The sequence below is a fragment of the Deinococcus sp. HSC-46F16 genome (genome assembly GCF_024171495.1).
Classification (GTDB): Bacteria; Deinococcota; Deinococci; order Deinococcales; family Deinococcaceae; genus Deinococcus.
The window spans coordinates 307524-319807 of sequence record NZ_JALJZW010000002.1; the positions used below are offsets into that span (position 1 = coordinate 307524).

The following is a 12284-nucleotide window of genomic DNA, read 5'->3' on the forward strand; positions in this document are numbered from 1 at the left end:
AAGGGAATCGTGTAACAGGTCCGGAGCACTTGCCACGGTACCGGGTCTCCCGCCCCTCACTTTTCTCACCTTCCCCATCCGCCACCGTGGGGCATGAGTTCTCTGTCTCCCCGGCACCGCTCCGGCGTCTATATCGGCCGCTTCCAACCTCCCCACACCGCCCACCTGCGGGTGATGGCGGAGGCGCTGGGCAAGGTCGAAACGCTCGTCGTGGTGATCGGCAGCGCCTGGGCGCCGCGCACCCTCAAGAATCCCTGGACGGCGGGGGAGCGGGAGGAGATGGTTGGCGCGGGGCTGCAGGAGGCGGGCGTGGACCCCGCCCGGGTGCGCTTTGCCGCCGTGCCCGACCATCCCTACGACGAGGACCGCTGGCTGGCGGCGGTGCGGGCGGGGGTCGCGGCCCAGACGGGCGGGGGCAGCGACGTGGCGCTGATCGGCCATCTCAAGGACGACAGCAGCTATTACCTGCGCTCTTTTCCCGACTGGCCCTTTTTGCCCACCGCCGTCGTCAGTCCGCTGAGCGCGACCGACGTGCGCCGCGCCTACTTCGCGGGAGAGCTGGAATCGGTGGCCGGGATGGTTCCCCCGGCCGTTCACGCCTGGCTGGAGGCGTTCCGGCAGACTCCCGACTTCGCGGAACTGGAGGCCGAGGCGGCGTGGCTGCGGGCGGCGCAGGCGGAGGCCGGGACGTGGCCGCCCCTGCGGGTGGAGGCGCTCGCGGTGGTGCGGGACCCGGCCGGACGTGTCCTGCTCGTGCGGCGGGAGGAACGGCCCGGACGCGGCCTGCTCACGCTGCCGGGCGCCGAGGTCCTGCCGAGCGAGACACTCGCAGCGGCGGCGCGGCGGGCGGCGGCGGGGGCGCTGGGGGTGACGCCGGATGACCCGGCGCTCACCCTCTCCCCCACCCCGGCCACGGTGTACGACGCGCCGGGCCGCTCTGTGCGTGGCCGCGTCATCGCGCACGTCTTCGGGTTGGCCTGGGCGGGGCTGTCAGAGTACGGGGGGTGGACTGACGCGCATGAGGCCCTTTCCCACCCCGAGGCCTTTTTCGAGGACACCCACGCCCTCCTCGAACCGCTCCTCAGGCCAGCCGCACCCCGCTGACCACCTGCACCCCGTTGCGCTCCAGTTGGTGCAGAAAGAGGGCGTGGTAGAGGTCGCCAGGGTGACCGGGCGCGTCCCAGGTCTGGGCGCAAGGCTCGGGGACGACGACCATGCGGTCCAGCCCCCGCGCCATCCCGTCCGTGACGAGGTGCAGGGCGAGCGTGTACAGGCACAGGTCGGTCACGTCGCCCACAGCGATGACCGTGTCGAAGTCAGCGCCCCGCGCCTCCAGCCACGCCCGGAACTCGGGGCTGGTGTGGCTGGCGATGCTGTTTTTCTGGAAGTGCTGAACGCGGCCGAACTCGGGCAGCGCCTGCAACTCGGCCACGGCCTCGGCCTCGGGTGTGCCCGCGACGCAGTGGGGCGGATAGGCGGCGAACTCGCGGGCGTCACGGGGGTGCGAGTCCTGCACCAGCACGACGTTGTCGGCGGGCACCCCGGCATCCAGCAGCGACCGGATCAGCCCGGACACGCGCGGAATGATCGCCGCCACGCGCGGGCTGGCGAGGGGTCCCTGGCGGGTGAAACCCTCGATGAGGTCCACGCACACGACCGCGACCCGCTGGGGCGGGGCCTCCAGCGTGAGGGCCGGAAGGTCGGCCAGCCAGCGCTCCAGCAGTTCGGCCTGCTGGGTCGCCTGGTCGCGCAGGGTGGGGGCAGTGGGGGTCATGGGGCAGATGTAGCACACCCCGCACGGGCGGACCCTGCACCGTTTGGGGGACGCAACCCCGGCCCCCCGGATGGCGTACTGGGGGCATGACCCGAGACGACCGCGACCCCGGCCCCCGCCCGGACGACCCGCAAGCCCCGCGCCGGGAGGTGCCCTCCTGGGTGGACGAGGTGCTCAGCGCCCCGCCCGCGCCGTCACCGGCCGCGCCCACTCCGGCTCCGCAGGTGACGGTGGCGAGCGTGGACCCCGCCCCCGCCCCGCTCTCCGGCCCCGACGACCTGCGAATCCCGGAGCGCGGGCCTGCGGGCGCAGCGCCTCAGGCCCAGCCGCTGACGCCCCCGGCCCACGACCCGGCGCGGCCCACCCTGCTCGACTCCGCCGACGACTGGATCGCGCGGGCGACGGGGGGCACAGCCCCTACCCCCTCCATGCCGAATACCCCGCCTCTCTCCAGCGAGCCGGTCACGCACGCGCCCGCCTCCCGCCCGGCGGACCCCTGGGCGATGGGAGCGCCACCCACGCAGTACGCCTCCGGCCCCATACCCAGCGACATCGCCACCCGGCGGCTGATTGCCGGACTGCTGGGCATCGTGCTGGGGGCCTTCGGGGTTCACAAGCTGTACCTGGGCATCACCACGCCGGGGTTGATCATGCTGGGCGTGAATGTCGGCGTGTGGATCGTGGCGCTACTGCTGGGGCTGCTGCTGTTTATCGTCGGCGTGGTGGTGACTCTACCCATCGCCGGGCTGATCAGCGGGGCGGTGGGACTGCTGGGGCTGGTGGAGGGCATCCTCTATCTCACGAAGTCGGACGAGGACTTTTACCGGGAGTACGTGGTGGGCAAGAAACCCTGGCTGTGAGGTCGAGTGGACCATGAAGGGCCGTCCCGCAGCGGGGGCGGCCTTTTCGCGCCCCGGAACGCTAGGGTGCAGCCCATGTCTTCTCTGCCCAGCCTCCGCGCCGTCTGGGGCCGCGCCCCTCTGTTTTCCGTCGGCGTGAGCGTGCTGATTCAGGACGAGGGGAGCCGCGTGCTGCTCCAGCACCGGGGCGACGACGGCCTGTGGGGCACGCCGGGCGGCGGCCTGGACCCCGGTGAAGGTTTTCTGGAGGCTGCCCGCCGCGAGCTGTGGGAGGAAACGGGGCTGGAATGCCCGAACCTCGCCCTGATGGGACTGGAGGAGGGGCTGGTGGGTGGCCCGCAGTTCTACCACCGCTACCCCAATGGCGACGAGGTGTACATGGTCGGCATGCGGACGCACGGCATCCTGCCTGCGGCGGCCCTGGCGCACGCCGCGCCGGATGACGGCGGCGAGACGCTGGACCTGCGCTGGTTCACGCTGGATGACCTGCCGCCGCTGAGTTCCAACGCCAATGTCGCCAGCATGAACGTGCTGCGAGTGCGAGCGGGGCTGCCCGCTCTGTCACTGCTCCGCTTCCCGGAGCCCCCGCCCCATGACGACCATCTGGCGAGGCTCCGGGCCGCCGCCGGTCCCCGCCCCCTCTTCGCTCCCGGCGCGAGCGTGCTGGCGGAGGACGATCAGGGGCGCCTCCTCCTCCTCCGGCATGCCCGCACCGGGCAGTGGGTCCTCCCCGGCGGCAAGCTGCACCCCGGCGAGAGCTTCGGGGCCTGTGCCCAGCGGGAACTGCACGAGGAAACGGGGCTGCGGGCCGAACGGCTGACGCCCGCCGCGCTCCTGCAAGGGCCGGAGTTCCGCTACGAGGACGCCTCCGGCCCCTGGGACAGCGTGGGCGTGCTGTACCGGGCACAGGGCGTCACGGGGAAACTCACCCTGCCGGAAGGCGAGATCACGGGGGCACGGTGGTGGGCGGCTGGCGAGGTGGACGGGGCCGACCTGCTGGGCCTCTACACCCGGCGGGCGGTGGAGACGTGGCGGGGCCGCGCTAGCCTCAGGCCATGACCGCCGTCACCGACCCCCTGACCCTGCCCTGCGGCGTGACGGTCAAAAACCGCCTGCTCAAGGGCGCCATGAGCGAGGCGCTGGGCAACCGCGACCACGCGCCCCGGCCCGAACTGCCCGCGCTGTATGCCCGCTGGGCGCGGGGCGGCACCGGCCTCCTGCTCACCGGCAACGTGATGGTGGACGCCCGCGCCCTGGGGGAACCCGGCAACGTGGTGCTGGAGGACGAGCGGCACCTCGCCGACTTCCACCGCTGGGCCGTGCAGGGCTCGCGGGACGGAGCCGCGCTGTGGATGCAGCTCAACCACCCTGGCAAGCAGGCCCCACGCGGCCTGAACGCGGGCGGCACAGTGGCGCCGAGCGCCCTCCCCTTTGGGGGCGGACTGGCCCGCGCCTTTGCCACGCCGCGTGAGCTGACGGTCCCCGAGATTCATGACCTGACGGCCCGTTTTGCCCGCTCCGCGCGGCTGGCGCAGCGGGCGGGATTTGGCGGCGTGCAACTTCACGCGGCGCACGGCTACCTGTTCTCGCAGTTCCTCTCACCCCGGCACAACGTCCGCACCGACGAGTACGGCGGGAGCCTGGACGACCGCATGCGCTTCCTGCTGGAGACCTACGGCGCGGTGCGGGCGGCGGTGGGGCCGCGCTTTCCGGTCGGCGTGAAACTCAATTCCTCCGACTTCGTGCGGGGCGGCTTCTCGGAGGAGGAGAGTCTGGCGGTGGTGCGGGCGCTCGGCGAGCGGGACTGCGACCTGATCGAGCTGTCGGGCGGCACCTACGAGAAGCCGATGATGATGCTGGGCCGGGGCGAGCGCGGCGGCTTCTTCGCCGACTTCTCGCGCCGGGCGCGGGCGGTGGCGGGCGTGCCGGTCTGCGTGACCGGGGGCTTCCGCGACGCCGCCACCATCCGGCAGGCGCTGGAGGACGGGGCCGCCGACATGGTGGGCCTGGGCCGCCCGCTGGTGCTCGACCCTACCTTCAGCGCACGGGTACTGCGCGGCGAGGATGCGAGCAGCGGAGTCCGGCCTCTGAAGACGGGCATTCGCCCGCTGGACCACAGCGGCTATATGGAAATCGCATGGTACGAGGACGCGATGCGGCGGCTGGCCCGTGGGGAGGACGTGAACGCCGAGGAAGCCCCGCTGCTCGCCCTGGCCCGCATGACGGCGGAGATGGGGGCGGGCGCGGTGTTCCGGCGGCGGCGAGCATAAAGAGGAAGGGCTGGAGCCTCTCGCCCCAGCCCCCTCCTGCCCCCGCTCTACTTCTCGCGGATGCTCCAACCCTGCGCCCGCACCGCGTCCATCAGGCGGTCCATCACGGGGTCCACCTCGGCGTCGGTGAGGGTCCGCTCGCCCCGGAAGACGAGGCGCACGGCCACGCTGCGGTGGCCCTCGCCCACCTGCTCGCCCTCGTACACGTCGAACGGTTGCACGCTCTCCAGCAACTCGCCCGCTTCCCCGCGCAGCAGGGCGGCCACCTCGCCGTAGCTCACCTCACGCGGGGCGATCACGGCGAGGTCGCGCCACGCGGCCGGGGCACGGCTGGGATCGCGGAAGGTCCAGCTCCGGCCGGGCAGCGGCAGGGCGACCTCCAGCACGAAGGTGTCCCCCTTCAGGCCGAACTCGGCGGCGACCTCGGGGTGCAGCGCTCCCAGCCAGCCCACGGGTTGACCGTTCCACACGACTTCACCCGCGATGCCGGGGTGGAGGGCGGACGGCACCGCCTCGCCGCGCAGTTGCCGGACCTCCAGCCCCGCGCCCTGTCCGGCGGCGAAGGCTTCCACCAGCCCCTTGAACGCCGTGAACGACCCCGCCACGCCGGGCTGGTAGGTCGCCGGGGCGAGCGGGCCGCGCATCAACAGGCCCAGGCGCTCCGTCTCGCCCGACGCCGGGAAGACGCGCCCGATCTCAAACAGGAGGACGCGCTCCCCCTTCGGGTGCATCCCCGCCGCCCGCAGCAGGCTGGGGTAGAGGGCGGTCCGCATTCCGGTCCGGTCGGCGGTGAGGGGATTGCGCAGCCGGACGCCGGGGCGCTCGCTGCGGGCCTTCCCGGCCTCCTCGTCGCTGGTGAAGGTGTAGGTCACGACCTCCTGAAAGCCCAGTCCGGCGAGGGTGCGGCGCAGGTCCGTGCGGCCCGCGCTCTCGTCGCCCGCGCCCAGGTTGCTCTCGTGGACGCGCAGGGTGGGGAGCGTCTCGGGCAGCCCCGCGTAGCCGTGCAGCCGCGCCACCTCCTCCGCGAGGTCCTGCCACAGGGCCATGTCCACCCGCCACGAGGGGGGGGTAACGGTCAGGCGGTCGCCGTCGCGCGTAACGCGGCAGCCCAGGCGGGTCAGGATGGCCTCCATCTCCCCGGTCGGGATGTCCATGCCCAGCAGGGCGCGAATCTGCTCGCCCGTCGCCTCAATGGGGCCGGGGAGTTCCGGCCGGCCCACCACGGTCGCGCCGGGGTGAACCTGACCTCCCCCGCAGGCCGCGAGCAGGCCCGCCACCCGGTCGGCGGCGCGGGGCGCGAGCAGGGGGTCCACCCCGCGCTCGTAGCGGTAGACGGCGTCGGTCTTGAGGCCCAGGCGGGTGCTCGTGCGCCGCAGCAGCACGGGGTCAAAATGCGCGGACTCGATCACCACGTCCGCCGTGTCCGCCCGCACGTGTCCGTGGTCGCCACCCATGATGCCCGCGATGCCCAGCACGCCCTGGCCCGCTTTGGGCTGGCCCGCCGTGGCGAAGGCCTCCGCCACGCTGGGAATGCCCACCTCGCGCCCGTCGCGGATCAGGAGGTCCTCGGGGCCGACGGTGTGTTCGCCCCCCAGCAAGTCGCGCACCGTCTCACCCTGCCGCAGGCCGAAGGAGACGATGATCTGGTCCCCCCGCACGTCGCGGCGGTCGTAGAGGGCGGTGGGCTGGCCGAGTTCCAGCATCACGTAGTTGCTGGTGTCCACGATCAGGTCGATGGAGCGCATCCCGGCCAGAGTCAGGCGGCGCTGCATCCACAGAGGCGCGGGGCCGTTCTGCACTCCATTCACCGTTCGGGCCGCGAAGTGGTCGCAGCCGAACCGAATCTTGCCGGAGGGGTCGCGCTCCAGCGTCACCCCGCGCGGGGGGAGGACGACGCGAATCTCGCCCTCCCCGCTGGGGGCGGGTCCAGCCTCCGGCTCCACCAGCTCGGCGTCCAGGTACGCCGCGAGGTCGCGGGCAAGGCCCAGGGCACTCAGCACGTCGGCGCGGTTGGGGGTCACCTCCACGTCGAGGACCGAGTCAGCGGCCCACAGCTCGTGCAGGGGCGTACCGGGCGCCGACGTTCCTGCCGGGAACAGCAGCAGTCCGGCGCTGCTCTCCCCGACCCCGAGTTCCTTCGCGCTCGCGGCCATGCCCCACGACTCCACCCCCTGCATCGGGCGCACGCCGTACTCCACGTCGCCCAGGCGGGTGCCGGGGGTCACCAGGGCGACCATCGTTCCGGCGGGAAGACCGACCGCGTTGGGCGCTCCCGAGGCGATCTCCCGCGCCCCGTGCGGCCCCACGTCGAGCGCGAGGCGGGTCAGGGCGGTGCCGGGCAGAGGCTCAGCCTGCGTGACGGTGGCGAGCACGACCCCCTCGGCCGGGGCGGGCACCTCCTCCACCCCCTCCAGCGGCAGGCCCAGCGAGGCGAGCAGGGGTTCGAGGTCGGAGACGGGCGGGAGGGCAGGGACAAGTTCCTTGAGCCAGGAGTAGGGCAGTTTCATGGGGGACCTCGGGGGGGAGGGAGGGCTGGACGCTTCGGCGGGGTCACCCCCTCCCCGGCCCTCCCCCCTGAAGGGGGAGGGAGAAAAGATGTGGGGGCGTTAGGTTGAGGTGTGGGTTACAGGGGAGAAAGGACGAGTCCGTCCACCGAAGTCGCGCGGTCGCTGCGGCGGCGCATGACGCCCGAGGAGACGCTGCTGTGGCGGCATCTGCGTGGCAGGGGTCTGGGCGTCAGCTTTCGGCGGCAGGAACCGATGGGGCGATATGTGGCCGACTTTGTGTGCTACGAGCGCACGCTGGTGATCGAACTCGACGGCAGCCAGCACCTGAACAGCGCGGCGGATCGGGAGCGGGACACGGATATGGCGGCACACGGATTCCAAACGTTGCGCTTCTGGAACAACGAGGTCAGAACGAATCTGACGGGCGTGCTGGAACGAATCCAGCAAACCCTGGAAGCAAGGAGAGATCAGTAGCCCCTCCCCCTTCAGGGGGGAGGCCGGGAGGGGGTGAACAGGCCTGGCCGCCCTTCCAACATTCACTCCAACTCCCCCATCTCCCACACCAGCCGCCGCACCCCCTCCGGCACCAGATTCACCTCGTCCAGCCGGTCAAGCGTCACCCATTCGGGCGAATACCAGTTCTCGTCGCTGTGGCGCACGCCTTCGGGACCGTCCCCCAGGCGCATCTCGCCGGACAGCAGCCGGGTCAGGAAGTAGTGCTCGCGGTTGCCGAGGTTTTCTAACGTCAGGACTTCGCGCAGGGGTTCCACGACGAGGTTGACCTCTTCCAGCATCTCGCGGGCGCAGGCTTCGGCGGGCGTCTCGCTGCCCTCGATGCCGCCGCCGGGAAGGGTGGCGTAGACGCGGCCTTCCTTGCGGCGGCGCATCAGGAGGACTTCGCCCCCGGGGTTGAAGAGGATGCCGACGGCTCTGGCCCTCACCCCAGTTCCCCCCGGAACTGCCCCAGCACCCTCGGGTCGTTGGCGTAGAAGTATCGGATATCGGGAATCCCGTACTTCAGCATGGCGATGCGCTCCGGCCCCAGCCCGAAGGCGAAGCCGGTCTTGCCCTCGTACACGCGCGGCTTGCCCGCCGCCTCGCGCAGGTCGTCCACCGCCTTGAAGACGCTGGGGTGGACCATGCCGCACCCGCCCAGCTCCAGCCACTTGCTCTCGCCACGCGGATTCTCCCACCACACGGCGAAGTCGGCGCCCGGTTCCACGAAGGGGTAGTAGGAGGGCTGGAAGCGCACCTTCGCGCCCGGCCCGTACAGGCCCCGCGCCATCTCCGCAATCGTGCCCTTGAGGTCAGCCATGCTGATGCCGTCGCCGACCACCAGACCTTCGAGCTGGTGAAACATCGCCTCGTGGGTGGCGTCGGTGGCCTCGTAGCGGTAGACCTTGCCGCGCACGACGATCTTGAGGGGCGGCTCGTGCTCGACCATGTAGCGAATCTGCATCGGGGAGGTATGGGTGCGCAGCAACCTTCCGTCCTCCAGCCAGAAGGTGTCCTGAAGGTCGCGGGCGGGGTGGTACCACGGCACGTTGAGCGCCTCGAAGTTGTGGTGCTCGTCCTCGACCTCCGGCCCCTCGATCACGGCGTAGCCCATTCGCTCGTAGATGCCGGTGAGATCCTCGTACACGCGGTTGATGGGGTGCAGCCCGCCCGCCGGGAGGGGAAGGCCGGGCAGGGTCACGTCGATGGCTTCGGAGGCGAGGCGGGCGTCGAGCGCCTCGCGCTTCAGCACCGTCTCGCGCCCGTCGAGGGCCGCCTCGATGGACTGGCGCAGGGCATTGATCTCGGCCCCCCGCGCCTTGCGCTCCTCGGGGGCCAACTTGCCGAGGCTGCCGAGTTCCTTGGTGATCAGGCCGTTCTTGCCCACGTAGCGGGTCTTGACCGCTTGCAGGGCGGGGAGGTCGGGGGCGTCTTGGATGGCTTGTAGGGCTTCTTCTCTCATGGAGTCTCCTGTGGGCAAGAAAAAACCCGCCGCCGTGGGAACGGGGCGGGACGGCGCATTCGGTCTGAGGGTTCTAGTCAAGCACAGTCAGACGAACGCGGCCCCGCGAGCGGTAAACGGCGAAGGTGTACCGGCGCGGGGCGTCATGGGGTCAGGGTAGCGGGCGGGGGGTAGGGGGTCAAGGCGGCGGCCCGCCTCCCGGCCCCATCACACCTCGCGCGGCATGGTGGGCGCCGTGACTTCCCGGCTTTCCCTGGCGGCCCTCCTCAGCCTCTCGCTCGGCCTCTTTGCCTGCGGCTCCGTGCCGAACGCGTCCGCCCCGGCGGCGGCCCTGATGCCGCAAGCAGCGGCGGGCGAGCCCGTCCTCAACGAGCTGTACTACGACGCCCCCGGTACTGACGCGGGCACCTTCATCGAGCTGAAGGGTCCGGCAGGCAAGAGCCTGAGCGGCTACACGCTGACGGCTTTTGATACGGCGGGCACCGCGTACCGCACCCTGACGCTGTCGGGGACCATCCCCGCGAGCGGCTACTTCGTGGTGGCGCAGGACACCACCGTGCCGAACCGCTCGGCCGTGAACGTGGGCGCGGACCTGAACAACGGCAGCGGCAGCCTGCGCCTGCTGAGGTCGGGAACCGTGATCGACGCGGTGGCCTACGGCACGCCGACCTCGGGCCAGGGCGAGGGCAGCCCCGCACCCACGACCGGAGCGGGCAGCGCTCTGGCGCGGGTGCCCGACGGCTCGGACACGAACGCCAACAGCGTGGACTTCCGGGTGCAGGTCGCCACGCCCGGCACCGGGAACGGCGGGGGCAGCGGCGGCGGGACGACCGGCAAGAAGGTGCTGTTCGACCTGACAAAGGCGGAGGACGCCGGAAACGCCGACTGGCGCATCGACGGGGCCTACAGCGACTACGCGGCGGCGCTGCGGGGTCTGGGGTATGCGGTGAGCAGCGTGACGGGTACGGCGATCACCTCGACCACGCTCTCGGGCGCGTCCGTGCTGGTCATTCCCGAACCGCAGGCCCCCTTCAGCGACGCGGAGCGGGCGGCCATCCAGACCTTCGTGCAGAACGGGGGCGGCGTCTTCCTGATCACCGACCACCGGGTCAGCGACCGCAACAACAACGGCTGGGACAGCCCGGAAGTGTTCAACGGGTGGGACGGCAGCACGCCGAGCAGCGTGAGCGCCGCGTACCAGACCAGCCTGGACAGCGACGGCCTGTTCGGGCTGGGGGCCTCCTTCAATTCCAGCTTCAGTGACCCGGTGTACACCGCGACCCCGCTGACCACCCACCCCATCCTGAACGGCGTGGGCAGCGCAGGCGTGTACGTGGGCACCAGCGTGGACGTGCTGCGGGGCACCGCGCTGATGGGCACGGGCGGCAAGACCTACCTCGCGGTGAACACGGTGGGCGCGGGCCGGGTGGCGATGTGGGGCGACAGCAGCACCTTCGGGGACAACACCTATTCGGACGGCAGCACGGGCAGCTACAACAACTGGCCCAATCTGAGCAACGCGACGCTGGGGAAGAACGTGGTGCGGTGGCTGGCGGGTGACCTCTAGGCTCCCGCTCCGTGTCTGTGCAGGGCAGACACCATCCGCGCTCCTCAAGGGAGGGGGTGTTACCGTACCCGCATGACCACCGCTGAACCCTCTGTCCCCACGCCGGGGACCGCCGCCGACGTGGCCGCACATGATCCGGCCATCTTCGACCTGATCGCGCAGGAGGCCGAGCGCCAGCGGCACGGGCTGGAACTCATCGCCTCCGAGAACTTCACCTCGGCGGCGGTGCGGGCCGCCCAGGGCAGCGTCCTGACGAACAAGTACGCCGAAGGCTATCCCGGCAAGCGCTGGTACGGCGGCTGCGAGGTCGTGGACCAGGTCGAACTGCTCGCCATCGAGCGGGTGAAGGAGTTGTTCGGCGCGGCGTGGGCCAACGTGCAGCCGCACTCGGGCAGCAGCGCCAACCTCGCGGTGTACAACGCACTGATTCAGCCTGGCGACGTGGTGCTGGGGATGGACCTCTCGCACGGGGGGCACCTCACGCACGGCAACCCGGTGAACTTCTCGGGGCTGCGCTACCAGATCGTCGGCTACAAGGTGAACCCCGAGACCGAACGCATCGACATGGAGGAAGTGCGCCGCCTCGCCCACGAGCACCAGCCCAAGATGATCATCGCGGGGGCCAGCGCCTACAGCCGCACCATCGACTTCGCGGCCTTCCGTGCGGTGGCCGACGAGGTCGGCGCGATCCTGTTCGCGGACATCGCGCACATCGCCGGGCTGGTGGCGGCGGGGCTGCACCCCAATCCGCTGCCGCACGCGCATGTGGTCGCCTCCACCACCCACAAGACGCTGCGGGGACCGCGTGGCGGGATCATCCTCTCGAACGACCTGGAGCTGGGCGCCAAGATCGACCGGGCCGTCTTCCCCGGATATCAGGGCGGCCCGCTGGAACACGTGATCGCGGCCAAGGCGGTCGCGTTCGGCGAGGCGCTGCGGCCCGAGTTCCGTGAGTACGCCGCGCAGGTGATCAAGAACGCGCAGGCGCTGGCGCAGGCCTTCATGGACAAGGGCTACCGGGTCGTGTCGGGCGGCACCGACAACCACCTCTTCCTGCTGGACCTGCGGCCCCAGGGGCTAAACGGCACCAAGGCCACCAAGCGGCTGGACGCCAACCACATCACCATCTCCAAGTCCACCCTGCCCTACGACACCGAGAAAATTCTGCACGGCGGCGGCATCCGCATCGGCACGCCTGCGGTGACCACGCGCGGCATGACGGAGGCCGATATGCCCAAGATCGCGGACCTGATCGACCGGGCGCTCAAGGGCGAGGACGTGAAGGCGGAGGTCCACGGCTGGATGGGGAGCTTTCCGTTGCCCTGAGCATCCCGCCCCCTGCCCTGGCC

At 71.3% G+C, this 12284-nt stretch carries 11 protein-coding genes; 7 read left to right on the forward strand and 4 right to left on the reverse strand.

Annotated features, from left to right (window positions below):
• Positions 1 to 93 precede the first annotated feature (93 nt).
• A complete protein-coding gene (locus L1280_RS06920) occupies positions 94 to 1104 on the forward strand; it encodes an NUDIX domain-containing protein (RefSeq protein WP_253581367.1) in 1011 nt (336 codons plus the stop codon).
• Here L1280_RS06920 and L1280_RS06925 read toward each other — a convergent pair.
• Positions 1082 to 1774, reverse strand: coding sequence for a cysteine hydrolase family protein (locus L1280_RS06925; protein WP_253581368.1), 693 nt, complete (start codon positions 1772 to 1774; stop codon positions 1082 to 1084). The two genes, L1280_RS06920 and L1280_RS06925, sit on opposite strands and share 23 nt — an antisense overlap.
• Before the next feature lie 86 nt (positions 1775 to 1860).
• On the opposite strand from L1280_RS06925, the gene L1280_RS06930 reads away from it, so the two are divergent.
• The 3 genes from L1280_RS06930 (at position 1861) to L1280_RS06940 (ending at position 4904) form a co-directional block, all read left to right on the forward strand.
• Positions 1861 to 2634, forward strand: a complete 774-nt coding sequence (locus tag L1280_RS06930) for a TM2 domain-containing protein (RefSeq protein WP_253581369.1) — start codon at positions 1861 to 1863, stop codon at positions 2632 to 2634.
• 75 nt (positions 2635 to 2709) lie between these two features.
• Positions 2710 to 3693 (forward strand): NUDIX domain-containing protein, encoded by a 984-nt coding sequence (locus L1280_RS06935; protein WP_253581370.1) that lies wholly within the window; start codon positions 2710 to 2712, stop codon positions 3691 to 3693.
• Positions 3690 to 4904, forward strand: a complete 1215-nt coding sequence (locus L1280_RS06940; protein WP_253581371.1) for an NADH:flavin oxidoreductase/NADH oxidase family protein — start codon at positions 3690 to 3692, stop codon at positions 4902 to 4904. Before L1280_RS06935 ends, L1280_RS06940 begins: the two co-directional genes overlap by 4 nt.
• Before the next feature lie 47 nt (positions 4905 to 4951).
• Here L1280_RS06940 and L1280_RS06945 read toward each other — a convergent pair whose 3' ends face one another.
• Positions 4952 to 7411, reverse strand: coding sequence for a phenylalanine--tRNA ligase subunit beta (locus tag L1280_RS06945; RefSeq protein WP_253581372.1), 2460 nt, complete (start codon positions 7409 to 7411; stop codon positions 4952 to 4954).
• Positions 7412 to 7522: 111 nt separating this feature from the next.
• Between L1280_RS06945 and L1280_RS06950 the strand changes: the two genes are divergently transcribed.
• The gene (locus L1280_RS06950; RefSeq protein WP_371922888.1) at positions 7523 to 7885 is read left to right on the forward strand and encodes an endonuclease domain-containing protein; all 363 of its coding nucleotides are present in this window, start codon (positions 7523 to 7525) and stop codon (positions 7883 to 7885) included.
• 62 nt (positions 7886 to 7947) lie between these two features.
• Here the strand turns inward: L1280_RS06950 and L1280_RS06955 are convergent, their stop codons facing one another.
• Positions 7948 to 8352, reverse strand: coding sequence for an NUDIX domain-containing protein (locus L1280_RS06955; protein ID WP_253581374.1), 405 nt, complete (start codon positions 8350 to 8352; stop codon positions 7948 to 7950).
• Positions 8349 to 9368, reverse strand: coding sequence for a phenylalanine--tRNA ligase subunit alpha (pheS, locus tag L1280_RS06960; RefSeq protein ID WP_253581375.1), 1020 nt, complete (start codon positions 9366 to 9368; stop codon positions 8349 to 8351). The genes L1280_RS06955 and pheS overlap by 4 nt, the downstream gene beginning before the upstream one ends.
• 235 nt (positions 9369 to 9603) lie before the next feature.
• Here pheS and L1280_RS06965 point away from each other — a divergent pair, with 235 nt between their 5' ends.
• Positions 9604 to 10935, forward strand: a complete 1332-nt coding sequence (locus L1280_RS06965) for a lamin tail domain-containing protein (RefSeq protein ID WP_253581376.1) — start codon at positions 9604 to 9606, stop codon at positions 10933 to 10935.
• A gap of 72 nt (positions 10936 to 11007) precedes the next feature.
• Positions 11008 to 12261, forward strand: coding sequence for a serine hydroxymethyltransferase (gene glyA, locus L1280_RS06970; protein WP_253581377.1), 1254 nt, complete (start codon positions 11008 to 11010; stop codon positions 12259 to 12261).
• The last annotated feature ends 23 nt before the right edge of the window (positions 12262 to 12284 follow it).